Source organism: Streptomyces mangrovi (assembly GCF_900114215.1).
Classification (GTDB): Bacteria; Actinomycetota; Actinomycetes; order Streptomycetales; family Streptomycetaceae; genus Streptomyces; species Streptomyces barkulensis.
In genome coordinates this window covers 77,049-93,188 of sequence record NZ_FOSG01000002.1, presented here as the reverse complement: position 1 = coordinate 93,188, position 16,140 = coordinate 77,049, and the positions used below count along the sequence as shown (strand labels likewise).

Sequence of the window (16,140 nt, the reverse complement as noted above, 5' to 3'; positions counted from 1 at the left end):
GCCGAGCCCGCCGTGTCCCCGTTCCCGACCGGGGCCGGGCGCGCGGCACGACACGGAAGGACCACGATGCGCACCAGACGCCCGGCCCGCCACCGCTCCGAGTCCCGGACTCCCCGCCCGCTCCGCACCACCCGTGCCACCCGTACCGCCCTGCCGGCCGTGGCCTTGCTCTGCCTCGGTCTCGGCCTCGCGCCGCCGGCCGCCCCGGCCCCCGCTCCCGCCGCGCGCGAGGCGCCCGGCCCCGCCCAGACCTGGGCGGCCGACCTGTCCCGGGTGGACGCCGACGACAGCGGTGTGCGCCACACCGGTGGGGAACTGCGCACGACCGGCGACTACGGCGTCCAGGTCCTGGCCCCGCACCGGCTCGACCGGCAGGCCAACCGCGTCCGGGTCAGGCCCGACGCACAGGTGCCCGGCGACGCGGGGATCGCCTTCGACGTCCGCGGCCGCACCGGGAGCGGCCCGTGGACCGAGTGGCGCGAGGCGGGCGACGCGGCCGGCGGCACCGCCGTCCTCCCGCGCGCCGTCACCACCGTCCAGGTCCGGCTGGCGATGTGGGACCCCGAGGGCGCGATCCGGCTGCGCGGCCTGGAGGTGAGCGCCGACACCGACCCGGACGCCCGGCCGGAGCCGCAGGCGGCCGCCGCGTACGGTGCCCATGTCTTCGCCACCCGGATCGGCCTGGTAGGCCGCACCACCGCCAACGGCCACGTCATCCGGGAGAACGACCGCTTCGTGGCCCTGCCCTCCCGCCGGGGCCTGTCACGCAAGGGCGGCCGGGAGTACTCGGTGCGGGTCTGCGGCCCGGCCCGCTGCGTGACCGCCCCCGTGTGGGACGTCGGGCCCTGGAACATCCGCGACGACTACTGGAACCCCTCCTCGGTGCGCCAGACCTTCCGCGACCTGCCGCGGGGGGTGCCCGAGGCGGAGGCCGCGTACTACACGGGCTACAACGGCGGACGCGACGGGAAGGGCCGCCGGGTGCTCAACCCCGCCGGCATCGACCTGGCCGACGGCACCTTCCGCGACGTCGGGCTGCGAGACAACGGCTGGGTGACCGTCACCTACCTGTGGACGGGCCGCTGACCGCTGCGTGTCCTGCCCTCGTTTCCGGCCGCCCGGGTCAGCGCACGATGCCGCTGCCCCGGGCGGCCCGAAGCCAGTCGGGGAACTCGCCGGTCAGCCGGTCGTACAGCTCCGCGTCGGGTATGGCGCGCGGGTCGGGGCCGGCGGCGAAGAACCCGGCGTTGTCCACCACCCGCTTCCCCGGCACGGGCAGGTCGTCCAGCTTCCGCAGGAAGCGGAACTCGTCCTCCCCGAACCCGACGAACTGCCAGAACATCGGCAGGCGCGAGGCCTCGCACAGCACGCGCTCGGCGGCGGCCTTCGAGGTGGGGCCGCCGTCGGTCTGGAAGACCACCAGGGCCGGGTCGGTGGAACCGCTCGCCCGGTAGTGCTCGATCACCGCCTCCATCGCGAGGTGGTAGTTGGTGCGGCCCATGTGCCCCAGGGACGAGTGGAGGGCCTCGACGCGCCCCGCGTAGTCCTCCAGCGCCACCTCGGCGCTCCCGTCCACGCCGGTGCTGAAGAAGACCACCGGCACCCGCCCGTCGTCGTCCAGGTGCGCGGCCAGCCCGAGGACCTGCTCGGCCAGGTGCTGGACGGTGCCGTCGCGGTAGTACGGCCGCATCGATCCGGAGCGGTCCAGCACCAGGTAGACCGCGGCCCGCTGCCCCGACAGCCGGTGCTTCTCCAGGCTGACAGCGGCCTGCTTGTACAGGCTCACCAGCCCGGGGGCCGCGGCCTCCACCTTCTCCAGACTGATCGCGGACCCGGACCCGGACCCGGAACCGGAACCCGCCCCCGGCCTCTTCACGTAGTCGACGGCCATGACGCCCCCTTCGTACTCGGTGCTGCGGACGCCGAGGTTAACCGAGGTACGGGCGGCGGCAGGACCCCTGTGGAAAACCTGCCGCCCCGGGCCCCCGGGGCGGCAGGCCCGTGAACGCCGTGGCGCGGCGGCCGGGGGCCACCGCGCCACGGGTGCGGTGCTCGGAGCGCTGCCGGTGGCTAACCGGCGCTACAGGACACCGATGGCCAGGTCCAGTTGCCGTTGTGCTTGATGGTGACCCCGAAGTTGTTGCCGCTGCCGTTGGGTCTGGCCACCATGACCTGGCTGCTGGGCCAGGTGGCGGTGGTGTTCCAGGTCGACAGGATCGTGGCGGGGGAGGGGACGTTCATCGTCACGGTCCAGTTGCTGGAACCGGACACCGAGACGTTGAGGTTGTACCGGTCGTCCCACCTCTCGCCGGCGGACAGAGTCGCGGTGCAGCCGCCGCCACCACCGCCGCCGCCACCGCCGCCACCGCCGCCGCCACCGTCGGAGGTGCCGCCGACGGTGATGTTGGAGTTGCCGCTGCTCTGGTAGCCCTCGGTCGCCATGATCATGTAGTCGTGGCTGCCCAGCTGCATTCCGGCCCGGGCCCACGCGTCGAAGTGGTTGCCGGTGGTGATGGTGCCGCCGGTCCTCTTCTGCTGCCGGACGCTCCAGTACTGGTCGAAGGTCCTGGTGCCCTCGATCGAGGGGGCGTTGTACCGCGTCGTCTTGTAGATGTCGTACGTACCGCCGTCGGTGGTCACCGTGCCCATGAAGGTCCCGGTGGGCCGGTAGGTGCCCCAGTTGTCGACGATGTAGTACTCCACCAGCGGGTTCCTGGACCACCCGTAGAGCGTCAGGTAGGCGTTGCCGGACGGGTTGAAGCTGCCCGAGTAGGTCACGGTCCGGCGGCCGCCGGTGCTCCAGCCCTTGCCGATGACGAAGTTGCCGGTGTTGCTCCACGAGGTGCTGTAGTTGCCACCGGACCCCATGGTGGCGGAGACCGTCCCCGGGGCGTCGGTCCAGAACGAGTAGAAGTACCCGTTGTGGTTGCCCGTCTGGTTCGAGGTGATGGTCTGGGCGTGGGCGGCACCGGGCGGAAGGGCCAGGACCGCGAGCATTGCGGCGCAGGCACTGGCGATGAGCAGCTTCAGCCGGGCGAACCGGCTGTTCCTCGGCAGCAGCCCGGTGCGGCCGGGTCTGCGTCTCTTCCGCTGTGCGGGTGCGTCGTGCATGTGCGTGCCTCCTCGTAGGGATCGGCGGCGATGCCGGGCATCGCGTACGGATCTGCGGGATCTTCGGCGGCCGGCCCCGTCCGGGGCCGGCCGCCGTGTGCCGGTGCCGTACGACGACGGTGAAGGTCGGTCGATCGGTCGGTCACCGCACGGCCGGCAACCGAAGGGCCGGACCACGGCAGGGGTGGCCCGGGTCGACAACGGTCGGGGCCTGTCGACGCCGACAGTGTTGATTCGCCCTGATGGGTTGTCAATGGTTTCCGCAAGGATTACGGAAGGATCCTGACGCCCCGAATCTTCATGGAGTCAGAAAGAACCTGCTCAGGCACCACAGAGGATCGGAGGCTCTCGCCGGCTTCCATGGATGGCTTCGATCATGTGGGAGATGAGCGAGGGATCTCCTCCGTAATTTCCGGAGCCTTTCCGGAACTTGTGGAGGCGGGGGCGGCCACCCATGGTGGGGCCGGGGGCGGAACGCGGCCGTCCCCGGCCCGAGAGGCACGGACCGGGGACGGAGCGGGAGATGGGGTGAGGGTGTCGGTGAAGTTTCCCCGTGATCTTGGACATTCGTTCGTTATGCCGCGAGGGCGTGTTGACGCCGTTGCCTGGTCTCGGCTGGTGTGAGTAGCCGAAGATCTTGTGCTTGCGCAGGCGGCGGCGGTTACGGTTCTCCCTGCGCAGCCGGCGCAGTTCCTCACGCTCACGCCGGTCAACTCGCCCGGGGCACCCTCGGCCCGGTCGGCCTTGGCCCGGCGGTACCAGCCGCGCAGGGATTCGGAGCTGATGCCGAGTTCCCGGGCGACGGCGGTGACCGTCTTGCCCGAGGAGTCGACGAGCGCGATCGCGTCCCGCTTGAACTCCTCGGTGTACCGCTTCGTGTACTTGCCTCCCACCTGGTGCTACTTCCTCTGGTGGAACCTCAGGTCCCAGTCTCCAGGTGTCCACGATCAAGGGGAAGCTTCACCAGCCATGTAGCAGTTTGTTGAGGCGAGTCGCAGGAGAACTGGTCTCGCTGACCAGGGGGTTTGCCTACGCACAGCGAGTGGTTCTGCGGAGATTGAAACACCACCCTTGATATGTGAAATGTCACCCGCCATATTGTTCCCTGTCATGCTCCTGACGCCGGATGTTCATCGACGCGCTGCGTGAGGTGTCCACTGCATCCGGTGTTCGCTCCATCACACGGAGGTGCTCGATGCACGGTGCTTCACTACGGTTGTCGGGGGCGGTGTGGGCGGCTTTGGCTGCTCTCATCGCCGCGGTCTTCCTGGCTCCGCCGGCTTCGGCCGGTGAGGCGGTCCAGGCCCAACCGCGCCTGGACGCCCAGCAGAAGGCCGCAGTGACCCAGCTGGCCAAGGATTACGGCATCCCGGCCGAGGAAGGGCAGCGGCGCATAGCGCGGCAGGACGAGCAGGCCGCTCTCGCCACCAAGCTGCGCAAGAGACTGGGAGCGCGTTTCGGCGGGGCGTGGGTGGACCACGACCGAGGCGGCAAGCTGATGGTCGCGGTGACGGGGAAGTCGGCGGTGCCGACGGTGAGCGCTCTTGCCTCGAAGGCGGCGGCCGAGGCCGTGGTCGTCCAGCGCGGCATGAGCGAACTGCAGAAGATGTCGGAAGAGCTGGGCAAGCGGATCGCCAAGGCCAACAAGGGCGCCGAGTACGGCCTGCAGTCCGCGGTGGTGACCGAGAAGAACGTGCTGCGACTGGACCTTCCGCAGGGGAGGGAGCTCACGGGGGAGCAGCAGCGGACCGTGCGCTGGGCCGAGCGGAAGTTCGGGGACGCACTGGTCATCGACACCTACCAGCACGCCTCCGAGCCGCTGTACTGCGGCGGGCAGTACTCCTGTGACCCGCCGCTGCGCTCGGGGCTGGCCATCTATGGCGGCAACACCCGCTGCACCAGCGCCTTCATGGCCTACGCCGGTTCCAGCTACTACATGCTGACCGCCGGGCACTGCACCGAGGCCGCCTCCTACTGGCAGGTCCCGACCTACAGCTATGGCTACCAGGGTGTGGGCAGCACCGCGTCCTACCACTTCGGCTACTACGGCGACTACGCCGCCGTGCGGATCAGTGATCCTGCCTTCTGGCAGCCGCGGGGGTGGGTCTACACCACCCAGCCCATCCGGAGCTGGAACTACGACTACGTGGGCCAGTACGTGTGCAAGCAGGGCTCCACCACCGGCTACACCTGCGGGCAGATCACCGACACCAATGCCACCGTCTACTACCCCGGCCGCACCCTGACCGGGATGACCTGGAGCACGGCGTGCGTGGCGCCGGGCGACAGCGGTAGCGGTGTCTACAACGGATCCACCGCGCACGGCATTCTCAGCGGCGGCCCGAACAGCGGCTGCGGCATGATCCACGAGCCGATCAGTCGCGCGCTCTCCTCTCTGGGAGTCACGCTCCTGGCCGGCTGACCGGGCAGAGGCCGCCGCGCTCGGCGCAGAGGGAGCGCGGCGGCTCCTCGCCGGAGGCGCCGAACTCCAGGCGCGCTTTCCATTCCTTCACTTCGGACTCTTCCCACCCGAAGTGACATGTGCAATATTACCTGTCACATCTTATAGATGTGCCCATGACAACCCGGGGGAGTGTGCCTCCCCGCTGCTCCTCCGGGCCCGTCGTGTGGACACCCCACCCGGCCGTGCCCCCATACGGCCCTTCCTCCCGCTGGAGGCAGCGAGTGAGAACAGAAAATGCCCGACTCCCTCTCGCGAGGCTGAGTGTGCTGATCCTGGCGCTGTGCCTCGGGATCGGGATGCTCGCCGCTCCGGGACACGCCGCCCCGAGCCGCGTAGGTGAGAAGTCAACCGAACAACAGGCCCCCAAGGACGTACCGCCTCAGGCTTCGGTGCAGACAGAGGCGGGCGACGATCCCGAACACGTTCGCCACAAGCCGCTGAAGGTCGAGGACCGCGCCCCGCTGCCCTCGACGAAGGACGCGCTGCGCCGGGACTACGATGACCCCGCCTCCCTCGCGCCGCGGCAGAGGCCGTCCATGCAGGCGGCCCCGGAGAAGAAGGCCTCCAAGAAGGGGAAGGCCTCGGCGGCAGCGGTGCCCGGCTGCAGCACGAGCGACTTCACCAGCCGCACCGGCAGTGCTCTGGTGCAGCAGATCAAGGCATCCACGACCGACTGCATCAACACTCTGTTCAGCCTCACCGGAAGCGACGCCTACCACGCCTTCCGCGAGGGCCAGATGACGAGCGTCGCCTACGCGCTGCGCGACGGCTCCGCCTCCTACCCCGGCAACGGCAGTACCGGGATGCCGCAGCTCGTGCTCTACCTGCGCGCCGGCTACTACGTGCACTGGTACAACGAGGCCACCGTGGGCACCTACGGACCGGGCCTGCAGACCGCCATCCGCGCCGGACTCGACGCGTTCTTCGCCAACCCCCGCTCCCGGGACGTCACCGACGCCAACGGTGAAGTGCTCGCCGAGGCCGTCACCTTGATCGACAGCGCCGAGGAGAACGCCCGCTACCTGTACGTCGTCAAGCGGCTGCTGAACGACTACAACAGCACCTACAACTCCTCCTGGTGGATGCTCACCGCGGTCAACAACGTCTACACCGTCCTCTTCCGCGGTCACCAGGTGCCCGCCTTCGTCGCCGCGGTGTCCTCTGACCGCAGCATCCTGGACACGCTGCACAACTTCGCCTCCTCCCACAAGAACCTCCTGGGTACCGACCAGAGCTATCTGGCTTCCAACGCCGGGCGAGAGCACGCCCGGTTCCTGCAGCACACCTCGATGCAGAACACGGTCCGGCCGCAGGCGGCCGGGCTGCTGAACCAGAGCTCCATCAAGGGAGCCACCGCCCCGCTGTGGGTCGGCATCGCCGAGATGACCGACAACTACGACAAGGCCAACTGCGGCTACTACGGCACCTGCAACCTCCAGCAGCGCCTGATGGCCGACGTCCTGGTGATCAACCACACCTGCAGTGCCAGTCTCCGCATCCGCGCACAGCAGATGACCTCGGCGCAGCTGGCGGACACCTGCCGCAGCCTGGCCGACCAGGACGCCTACTTCCACAGCATCGCCAAGGACAGCGGCCCGGTCGCCGGCGACCGCAACACCAGCCTCGAGGTGGTCGTCTACGACAGCAGCACCGACTATCGGACCTACGCCGGGGCGACCTGGGGCATCGACACCAACAACGGCGGCATGTATCTGGAGGGCAACCCCTCCGCCGCCGGCAACCAGGCCCGCTTCATCGCCTACGAGGCCGAGTGGGTGCGTCCGGCCTTCGAGATCTGGAACCTCAACCACGAGTACACGCACTACCTCGACGGCCGCTTCAACATGTACGGCGACTTCAACGCCAACGTCGCCACCCCCACCATCTGGTGGATCGAAGGCTTCGCCGAGTACGTGTCCTACTCCTACCGCAACCTGCGCTACGACGCGGCCATCACCGAGGCGGGCAAGCGCACCTACGCGCTGAGCACCCTGTTCGACACCACCTACAGCCACGACTCCACGCGCGTCTACCGCTGGGGCTACCTCGCCGTGCGCTACATGCTCCAGTCCCACCGCGCCGAGATGGACACCGTCCTGGGCTATTACCGCACCGGCAACTGGAACGCGGCCCGCTCCTACCTGACCGGCAGCATCGGCACACGCTACAACAGCGACTGGTACAGCTGGCTGTCGCGGTGTGCAGCCGGCGACTGCGGCGGCTCCACCAACCCGCCCGGCAACCAGGCGCCCACCGCGTCCTTCACCGTCGCCGTCAGCGGTCTGACGGCGAACTTCACCGACCGCTCCACGGACTCCGACGGCACCATCGCTTCGCGCTCGTGGAACTTCGGCGACGGCACCACCTCCACCGCCGCCAACCCCTCCAAGACCTACACGGCGGCGGGCACCTACACCGTGAAGCTGACCGTCACCGACGACAAGGGCGCCACCAGCACCGCCACCCAGAGCATCGCCGTCGGTGGCGCGGACCCCACTCCCGAGTGCACCGGCAGCGACACCCGGGAACTCGACCGCAACTGCAAGCGCAGCAACCTGACCGCGACCGCCGGGAACTACGCCTACCTCTACATCTACCTCCCCGCCGGCACCCAGCAACTGAAGATCACCTCATCCGGCGGGACCGGCAACGCCGACCTCTACTACAGCAACAGCACCTGGGCGACCACCACCACCTACACCAGCCGGTCCACGGGCGCGGGCAGCAGCGAGACGCTCACCATTACCAACCCGGCGGCCGGCTGGAACTACATCAGCCTGGCCGCCGCGGAAGACTTCTCCGGGGTGACCGTCAAGACCGAGTACTGACCCCTCCGCCTCCTCGCCGACCGCCGGGCGGGCGAAGGAACCCCGCCCGTCCCGGCACCGTGGCCTTGCCACAGGGCCCGGGCAGAGCACCACGCACATCAATGAGGTGTGACATAGTATTACCGCGCCTAAGAGGCGCGGAGCCGGAACAGCGGGGCGACGCCTCCCGTCGCCGCGCAACCCGACCAGTCTCGGTCCTGTCCAGGTAGCCGCTCAGGTGGCACCGGCCCGCTCCGCCTTCCGGTGATCGCCGGGGCGGGCGTGAGGAATCCCTCGCGCCCGCCCCGGCTTCTGCGTTCCCTTCCGAAAGGAAAACGGTGCCTCCCGGGCTATCGCAGAAGCATGTGACATATTACTGTGGTGCTCATGAGACAGACCGTCGATGCCGTCGTCATCGGCGCGGGAGTCGTCGGTGCCGCGTGCGCCTACTACGCCACCCGCGCCGGACTCGCCGTCGCCGTCGTCGACCGCGGCAGCCCGGCCGGTGGTACGACGGGGGCGGGGGAGGGGAACCTGCTGGTCTCGGACAAGCCCCCGGGCCCCGAGCTCGATCTCGCCCAGCTTTCTGCGGGCCTGTGGCGCGACCTGGCCGCCCAGTTGCCCGAAGGGATCGAATACGAGGCCAAGGGCGGAGTCGTGGTGGCCGCGGACGACACCGAGTGGTCCGCGCTGCGCCGCATGGCCGCCGGGCAGGCCGCAGCCGGTGTCGTGGTCCGAGAGGTGCCCGCCGACCGGCTGCCGGACCTCGAGCCGCACCTGGCCCCCGGCCTGGCCGGGGCCGTCCACTACCCCCAGGACGCCCAGGTGCAGCCCGCCCTCGCCGCGTCCCGCCTGCTGCGCGCCGCCCAGAACTCGGGCGCCGCCCTCCACTTGCGGGAGGCGGTCACGGAGGTGCTGGTAACCCCCGCGGGGCGGATCGACGGAGTGCGCACCCCCCACCGCGAGCTGAAGGCCCCGGTGGTGGTCAACGCCACCGGCACCTGGTCAGCGCAGATCGCCGCGCTGGCCGGGACGACCCTGCCGGTCATGCCGCGCAAGGGCTTCGTCCTGGTGACCGAACCCCTGCCCCGCGTGGTGCGACACAAGGTCTACGCCGCCGCCTACGTCGCCGACGTCGCCAGCGACTCCGCCTCCCTCCAGACTTCCCCCGTGGTCGAGGGCACACCGGCCGGCCCCGTACTGATCGGGTCCAGCCGGGAGCGCACCGGATTCGACAGGACCCTGTCCACCGAGGCCCTGCGGCGCATGGCTGACAGCGCGGTGACCCTCTTCCCCATCCTGGCCCAGGTCTCCGTCCTGCGCGCCTACCACGGTTTCCGGCCCTACCTGCCCGACCACCTCCCGGCGATCGGCGCCGACCCCCGCGTCCCCGGCCTCCACCACGCCTGCGGGCATGAGGGCGCGGGGATCGGGCTGGCACCGGCCACGGGGCTGCTGCTCGCACAGGCCCTGACGGGGGAAAAGCCCTCGCTGGACCTCGCCCCCTTCCGCCCCGACCGCTTCGAATCAGAGGTCCAGCACGCATGAGCACGCGGCACCGCACCGGCGACCACCGCCCGCCGAAACCCCAGGGAGGTCCCATGTCACGCACCCCGGCCGGGCTGGTGCGGGCTGAACCCCACTCCGCCATCAGCATCGACTACGACGGCAGAAAGCTCCCGGCACTGCCCGGCCAGAGCATCGCCGCTGCCCTGTGGGCCGCGGGCATCGTCTCCTGGCGCACCACCCGCCGCGGCGGGCGCCCCCGCGGTGCCTTCTGCGGGATGGGAGTCTGCTTCGACTGCCTGATCACCGTCAACGGCCGCCCCAACCAGCGCGCGTGCCTGGTGCCGGCGCACGACGGCGACACCGTCACCCCCCAGGAAGGAGACGGCCGTGCCGACCTCGCCTGCTGAGCCCTCCGGAGCCCCGTACGACCTGGCAGTCGTGGGCGCCGGACCCGCCGGACTCGCCGCGGCCGTCACCGCGGCCGATGCGGGGCTGACCGTAGCCCTGGTGGACGCCGAACCCAGGCCGGGCGGCCAGTACTACCGCCACCCCGCGCCCGGCCTGGGAGCACGACGCCCCGAGGCCCTCCACCACGGCTGGCCCGCCTTCACCACCCTCGAGACCCGGCTGCGTCAGCACAAGCAGGTCGGCCGGGTCCGCCACCTGCCGGGACGACAGGTGTGGACCATCCAACAATCATGCGACCACGCGGGCCGCTGGACACTGCTCACCACCGCGACCGTGCCACCGCACGACCGGGCCGCGCCTGGCGACCAGAACACCGGCGAGGCACCGGGAGAGAGCGTGCCGGCGCACCACCTGCTGCTGGCGACCGGAACCTACGAGCGCCAGCTGCCCTTCCCCGGCTGGACACTGCCCGGAGTCGTCGGCGCCGGAGGAGCCCAGGCCATGATCAAGTCCGGCCTGGTCCTGCCGGGCCGGCGCGTGATCGTAGCCGGAAGCGGCCCCCTGCTACTGGCCGCGGCCGCCTCGCTGTCCGCCGCCGGGGCCCGCGTGCCATACGTCCTGGAGGCGAGCAGCTACCTGCCCTACGCCCGCCGACCGGGACCACTGCTGCGCAACCTCGGCAAGCTCGCCGAAGGAGCCCGGCACGCGGCGGCGCTCGCCCGCCGGAGGGTAGGGCTGCGCACCCGGACCGCCGTGGTCCAAGCCCATGGGACCGACCGGGTCACCGGCGTGACCGTGGCGAGGCTGGACGGCGACTGGCGGCCGCTGCCCGGGACCGAGCAACACCTGTCCTGCGACGCCCTGGCGGTAGGCCACGGTCTGGTACCCCAGCTCGAACTCGCCGTGGAACTGGGCTGCGCTACCCGCACCGCACCCGACGGCACACCCGCCCTCGTGGTGGACTCCTTCCTGCGCACCAGCGTCGAAGGCGTATGGGCGGCAGGCGAGACCAACGGCGTCGGCGGCGCCCAGCTCGCCCTGTGCGAGGGAGAGCTGGCCGCCCATGCTGTCGCTGCCGCAGCGCACGGCGAAACCACTGCCGCGCGCACGGCTGCGGCGCTGCGCACACGCGCCACTCGGCTGCGGGCCTTCGCCGACCTCATGGCGCGGGTTCACCGGCCCGGACCGGCCTGGCCCCAGTGGCTGCGAGGCGACACCGAGATCTGCCGCTGCGAGGAAATCGACGCATCATCCGTGCGCGAGGCGGTCGACACCTTCGGCGCGGGCGACACGCGCACGGCCAAGCTGCTGACCCGGGCCGGCATGGGCTGGTGTCAGGGACGGATGTGCGGCCCCGCGGTCTCCTGCCTCGTGTCCGGCGACGGCAGCGCACCGGTGAGCGCGGATCGGCGCCCCCTGTCCCGCCCCGTCCCCCTCGTCCAGCTCGCCAGGCACCGCCCCCAGGGGCGCCCCTGACCGGCGCAACCCGACCAGAACCTCCCACCCCCTCGAAAACCGGCCCGGCCGGATTCGCCCAACCCAAGGAGAACTGAACGTGAGCGCATCCCAGCACAGCCCCGAACACCCCTGGCGCGGTGTCATGGTGGCCACCGCCCTTCCCTTCAGGGAAGACCTGTCGGTGGACTACGACGCCTACGCCGAACACGTCCGCTTCCTGCTGGACGCCGGCTGCGACGGCGTCGTCCCCAACGGCTCCCTGGGGGAGTACCAGACCCTCACCGACGACGAACGCGCCCGCGTCATCCGCACCGCGGTGGAGGCCGCCGGGGACGGCAGCCGGGTCATGGCCGGAGCGGCCGCCTACGGCAGCACCGAGGCCGCGCGCTGGACTGAGCAGGCTGCCGAGGCCGGCGCCGGGTCCGTCCTGCTGCTGCCCCCCAACGCCTACCGCGCCAACGACGCGGAGGTCCGCGCTCACTACGCCGAGGTCGCGGGTGTCGGGCTGCCCGTGGTGGCCTACAACAACCCCTACGACACCCGTGTCCACCTCACCCCGCAGCTCCTGGCCGATCTGCACGCGCAACAGCACATCGTCGCGGTCAAGGAGTTCAGCGGCGACGTGCGACGGGCCTACGAGATCGCTGAGTGCGCCCCCGGCCTGGACCTGCTCATCGGCGCCGACGATGTCCTGCTGGAACTGGCCCTGGCCGGCGCCGTCGGCTGGATCGCCGGCTACCCCAACGCCCTGCCCCACTCCTGCGTCGCACTGTACCGGGCCGCCATCGCCCAGGACCTGGAGACCGCACTGCCCCTCTACAGAGCGCTGCACCCGCTGCTGCGCTGGGACACCAAGCACGTGTTCGTGCAGGCCATCAAGCTCTCGATGGACATCGCCGGACGACACGGCGGCCCCTGCCGCCCGCCGCGCTCCCCGCTGGACACAGAGGCGGAGGCCGCCGTGCGATCCGTGACGGAGAAGGTCCTGGCCGAGGGTCTGAACTGATCCGTCCCGCACCCCCGACACCCCAGTCCGCAGGAGAACAGCCATGCGTAGTCGCCGTGTCTTCCACGCCGTCGACTCCCATACCGAGGGCATGCCCACGCGCGTCATCACCGGAGGAATCGCACCGCTCCCCGGGGCCACCATGGCCGAACGACGCACGTACTTCATGCGCAACCTGGACCACATCCGCACCCTGCTGATGTACGAACCGCGCGGGCACGCGGCGATGAGCGGGGCGATCCTGCAGCCTCCGACCCGCCCCGACGCGGACTGGGGGGTCATCTACATCGAGGTGTCCGGCTGCCTGCCCATGTGCGGGCACGGCACCATCGGGGTCGCCACCGTCCTGGTGGAGACCGGCATGGTACCGGTGACAGAGCCGGTGACCACCGTCCGGCTGGACACACCGGCCGGGCTCGTCACCGCCGAGGTCCACGTCCACGACGGCGCCGCCCGCGCAGTGACACTGCGCAACGTCCCCTCTTTCGCCGTTGCCCTGGGGGAGAAGGTCGAAGTTCCCGGCTTCGGGCGGATCACCTACGACCTGGCCTATGGCGGCAACTTCTACGCCATCCTCCCCGTCGAGGAACTGGGACTGCCCTTCGATCGGTCACGCAAGGAGAAACTCCTGCGTGCGGGCCTGGAGGTGATGGCTGCGATCAACACCGCAGGCGAACCGGTGCACCCGGAGGATCCAGGGATCACGGGATGCCATCACGTCCAGCTCCTCGCCCCGGGGTCGGATGCCCGACGATCACGGAACGCGATGGCCATCCACCCCGGATGGTTCGACCGGTCGCCCTGCGGCACCGGCACCTCGGCGCGAATGGCGCAGCTCCACGCCCGGGGGGAACTTCCTCTGCACCGCGATTTCGTCAACGAGTCCTTCCTGGGCACCTCCTTCACCGGCCGCCTGGTGGAGGAGACCGAGGTCGCCGGCAGGGCGGCCGTGGTGCCGACGTTCACCGGAAGCGCCTGGATCACCGGTACCGCCCAGTTCTTCCTCGATCCCACAGACCCGTTCCCGGAAGGCTTCCTGCTGTGAACACCCCTCCCGCCCCGGCGGCCGACAGCCCGGTGATCTCCCGCAACCCCGCCGACCCCAGCGACATCCTCATCGAGTTGTACGGCTGCGGCCCCGAGACCGCTACCCGTGCCGTGCGGCGGGCTGCCCGAGCCCAGAGCGAGTGGCTCGCTGCCGGCGCGGCCGCGCGATCCGCAGCCCTGCGCCGTGCCGGAGACGCCGTGGAGATCGCGTCCGAGGAACTGGCCGGACTCCTGGTGAGGGAAGTCGGCAAGCCGCTCGCCGAGGCCCGCGGCGAGCTGGCGCGCACGGCGGCGATCTGGCGCTACTACGCTCAGCTTCCCTACGACGCCACCGGGGCGGTGCACGAGCCGGCCTCGGGGCCGGGGCTGCTGCTCACCCGGCGGCGCCCGCACGGCGTCGCCGGCCTGATCACCCCGTGGAACTTCCCGCTGGCCATTCCGTCCTGGAAGGCCGCTCCGGCCCTGGCCGCCGGCAATGCCGTCGTCCTCAAACCCGCACCGGAGGCGACCGCGTGCGCTCTGCGGCTGGCCGAGATCCTCAAGGAGGTCCTGCCCGCAGACGTTCTGCAGGTCGTTCCCGGAGGCGCCGAAGCCGGCGCCGCCCTGATCGGCCTGGCCGATGTCGTCTCCTTCACCGGCTCGACCGCCGTCGGCGCTGTGGTGGCCCGTGCCGCCGCAGCCCGCGGCATCCCCGCCCAGGCGGAAATGGGCGGCCACAACGCTGCCGTGGTCCTGCCGGACGCCAACATAGGGAAGGCGGCTGCGGACATCGCCGCGGCGATCGCCGGTTACGCGGGGCAGAAGTGCACCGCCACCAGAAGAGTGATCGCAGTGGGCAGCGCTCTGCCGAAACTGCGCGAGGCGCTGGCGGAGGCCCTGCGGGAGCTGCCCGCCCGCGACCCCCACGCGGCGGCCGCGGTCTGCGGTCCCGTCATCTCCAAAGCGGCCCGCGACCGTGTCGTCCGAGCCCGGGACAGCGCCCTCAGCACCGGGGCACGTGCGCTAGCAGGGGGCGGTCGGCGCGGTTCGGGCGCAGCAGCGGGCTGGTACGTCGATCCGGTGCTGCTGGAGAACGTGCCCGCCGCACACGAGCTGCACCGCCGTGAGATCTTCGGCCCCATCGCGGTGCTGTCGGGGGCAGCGGACTTCGACGAAGCGGTCCAGGCCGCGAACAGCGGTCACTACGGCCTGGTCGCGTCGCTGCACACGGGTGACCTGGCGAAAGCGCTCTCGGCGGTCGACCGCCTCACCGCGGGCATGCTGCGGGTGAACGCTCCGACCACCGGTGTCGACTTCCACCTCCCCTTCGGGGGAGAGAAGGACTCCAGTTACGGAATGAGGGAACAGGGACACGCCGCGATGGACTTCTACACCTCCAGCCGCACAGTGTCCCTCCTGCCCGCCGCATCAGCCTGAAACGCCGCGAGACGGGTCCCCTCCCGATCCCCGGCGCGACCTGGCCGGTCGCGCCGGGGATGGCGCAAGTACCGCGCAACGTGACATTGTATAGTGGGATCACAAACCCACGGAGGGGAACCCATGAGCGAGCTGAAACCCCGGAAACTCGTTTCGGTGCAAGAGCACTTGCGCGACCAGGTGGCCAACGCCCTCCGGGCCGCGCTGATCGCGGGCGAACTGCGGCCCGGGGTGATCTACTCCGCCCCCACCCTTGCCGCCGAGTACGGCGTCTCCGCCACTCCCGTCCGTGAGGCCATGCTGGACCTGGCGCACGAGGGGCTGGTCGAATCGGTGCGCAACAAGGGCTTCCGTGTCACCGAGTTGTCCGAGCGCGACCTGGACGAGTTCACCGAGATCCGCGCCCTGATCGAGATCCCGACCGTCGGCAAGGTGGCCAGGTCCGCCACGCGGGAGCAGTTGGAGGCCCTGCGCCCCACGGCCGAGGAGATCGTGGCCGCCGCGCGCGCCGGCGACCTCATCGGCTACCTGGAGGCGGACCGCCGCTTCCACCTCGGCCTGCTCGCCCTGGCCGGCAACTCACGCCTCGTAGAGACGGTGGGCGACCTGCGCAAACGCTCCCGGCTCTACGGACTCACCGAGCTCGCGGAAGCGGGCGCGCTGGTGGCCTCCGCGCGGGAACACGCCGAGCTGCTGGATTTCATGCTGGCCGGTGACGCCGCGGCGGCCGAGGAACACATGCGCCACCACCTGGCGCACGTCCGCTCCCTGTGGGCCGCACGCAAGCAGGAGACGCCCGAGCAGAAGTCCCCGGCTCGGAAACTGAACGCACGCTGACCTCGCAAAGTCGGCGCTGTCCCCGCAGAGTCCGCGGAGCCTCGCGAACAGGGTGAGGAGTGTGTCCGGTCGGACAC

At 70.7% G+C, this 16,140-nt stretch carries 13 protein-coding genes; 10 read left to right on the top strand and 3 right to left on the bottom strand.

Annotation, left to right across the window (positions count from 1 at the left end):
• The first annotated feature begins 66 nt into the window (after positions 1-66).
• A complete protein-coding gene (locus BM237_RS03135; RefSeq protein WP_093847560.1) occupies positions 67-1,086 on the top strand; it encodes a DUF8814 domain-containing protein in 1,020 nt (339 codons plus the stop codon).
• A gap of 37 nt (positions 1,087-1,123) precedes the next feature.
• On the opposite strand, the gene BM237_RS03130 is transcribed toward BM237_RS03135, so the two are convergent.
• The 3 genes from BM237_RS03130 to BM237_RS30475 all read right to left on the bottom strand — a co-directional run bounded on the left by BM237_RS03130 (position 1,124) and on the right by BM237_RS30475 (position 4,004).
• The gene (locus tag BM237_RS03130; protein WP_093847559.1) at positions 1,124-1,891 is read right to left on the bottom strand and encodes a vWA domain-containing protein; all 768 of its coding nucleotides are present in this window, start codon (positions 1,889-1,891) and stop codon (positions 1,124-1,126) included.
• A 179-nt stretch (positions 1,892-2,070) separates the two neighbouring features.
• Positions 2,071-3,111: a glycoside hydrolase family 11 protein gene (locus BM237_RS03125; protein ID WP_093847557.1), complete on the bottom strand. Its 1,041-nt coding sequence runs from the start codon at positions 3,109-3,111 to the stop codon at positions 2,071-2,073.
• A 374-nt stretch (positions 3,112-3,485) separates the two neighbouring features.
• A complete protein-coding gene (locus BM237_RS30475) occupies positions 3,486-4,004 on the bottom strand; it encodes a transposase (protein ID WP_093847555.1) in 519 nt (172 codons plus the stop codon).
• A 347-nt stretch (positions 4,005-4,351) separates the two neighbouring features.
• On the opposite strand from BM237_RS30475, the gene BM237_RS03115 reads away from it, so the two are divergent.
• The 9 genes from BM237_RS03115 (at position 4,352) to BM237_RS03075 (ending at position 16,063) form a co-directional block, all read left to right on the top strand.
• Positions 4,352-5,533, top strand: a complete 1,182-nt coding sequence (locus BM237_RS03115; protein WP_277347713.1) for a S1 family peptidase — start codon at positions 4,352-4,354, stop codon at positions 5,531-5,533.
• Positions 5,534-5,871: 338 nt separating this feature from the next.
• Positions 5,872-8,403 (top strand): collagenase, encoded by a 2,532-nt coding sequence (locus tag BM237_RS03110; protein ID WP_093848075.1) that lies wholly within the window; start codon positions 5,872-5,874, stop codon positions 8,401-8,403.
• Positions 8,404-8,769: 366 nt separating this feature from the next.
• Positions 8,770-9,930, top strand: a complete 1,161-nt coding sequence (locus BM237_RS03105) for an NAD(P)/FAD-dependent oxidoreductase (protein WP_412719649.1) — start codon at positions 8,770-8,772, stop codon at positions 9,928-9,930.
• A gap of 53 nt (positions 9,931-9,983) precedes the next feature.
• The gene (locus BM237_RS03100) at positions 9,984-10,298 is read left to right on the top strand and encodes a (2Fe-2S)-binding protein (RefSeq protein WP_093847551.1); all 315 of its coding nucleotides are present in this window, start codon (positions 9,984-9,986) and stop codon (positions 10,296-10,298) included.
• Positions 10,279-11,775 carry an NAD(P)/FAD-dependent oxidoreductase gene (locus BM237_RS03095; RefSeq protein WP_093847549.1) on the top strand — a complete coding sequence of 499 codons (1,497 nt, stop codon included), beginning with the start codon at positions 10,279-10,281 and terminating at the stop codon, positions 11,773-11,775. The genes BM237_RS03100 and BM237_RS03095 overlap by 20 nt, the downstream gene beginning before the upstream one ends.
• 124 nt (positions 11,776-11,899) lie before the next feature.
• A complete protein-coding gene (locus BM237_RS03090; protein WP_093848071.1) occupies positions 11,900-12,763 on the top strand; it encodes a dihydrodipicolinate synthase family protein in 864 nt (287 codons plus the stop codon).
• A 43-nt stretch (positions 12,764-12,806) separates the two neighbouring features.
• Positions 12,807-13,808, top strand: coding sequence for a proline racemase family protein (locus tag BM237_RS03085; RefSeq protein ID WP_093847547.1), 1,002 nt, complete (start codon positions 12,807-12,809; stop codon positions 13,806-13,808).
• Positions 13,805-15,226, top strand: a complete 1,422-nt coding sequence (locus BM237_RS03080) for an aldehyde dehydrogenase family protein (RefSeq protein ID WP_093847545.1) — start codon at positions 13,805-13,807, stop codon at positions 15,224-15,226. The genes BM237_RS03085 and BM237_RS03080 overlap by 4 nt, the downstream gene beginning before the upstream one ends.
• A 123-nt stretch (positions 15,227-15,349) precedes the next feature.
• Positions 15,350-16,063 (top strand): GntR family transcriptional regulator, encoded by a 714-nt coding sequence (locus BM237_RS03075; RefSeq protein ID WP_093847543.1) that lies wholly within the window; start codon positions 15,350-15,352, stop codon positions 16,061-16,063.
• Positions 16,064-16,140 lie beyond the last annotated feature (77 nt).

Bases quoted from the DNA above. Each gene is read 5' to 3' on its own strand.
- BM237_RS03130 (WP_093847559.1), bottom strand. From the start codon at position 1,891: ATGGCCGTCGACTACGTGAAGAGGCCGGGGGCGGGTTCCGGTTCCGGG.
- BM237_RS03090 (WP_093848071.1), top strand. From the start codon at position 11,900: ATGGTGGCCACCGCCCTTCCCTTCAGGGAAGACCTGTCGGTGGACTAC.
- BM237_RS03125 (WP_093847557.1), bottom strand. From the start codon at position 3,111: ATGCACGACGCACCCGCACAGCGGAAGAGACGCAGACCCGGCCGCACC.
- BM237_RS03075 (WP_093847543.1), top strand. From the start codon at position 15,350: ATGAGCGAGCTGAAACCCCGGAAACTCGTTTCGGTGCAAGAGCACTTG.
- BM237_RS03105 (WP_412719649.1), top strand. From the start codon at position 8,770: ATGAGACAGACCGTCGATGCCGTCGTCATCGGCGCGGGAGTCGTCGGT.
- BM237_RS03135 (WP_093847560.1), top strand. From the start codon at position 67: ATGCGCACCAGACGCCCGGCCCGCCACCGCTCCGAGTCCCGGACTCCC.
- BM237_RS03085 (WP_093847547.1), top strand. From the start codon at position 12,807: ATGCGTAGTCGCCGTGTCTTCCACGCCGTCGACTCCCATACCGAGGGC.
- BM237_RS03100 (WP_093847551.1), top strand. From the start codon at position 9,984: ATGTCACGCACCCCGGCCGGGCTGGTGCGGGCTGAACCCCACTCCGCC.
- BM237_RS03110 (WP_093848075.1), top strand. From the start codon at position 5,872: ATGCTCGCCGCTCCGGGACACGCCGCCCCGAGCCGCGTAGGTGAGAAG.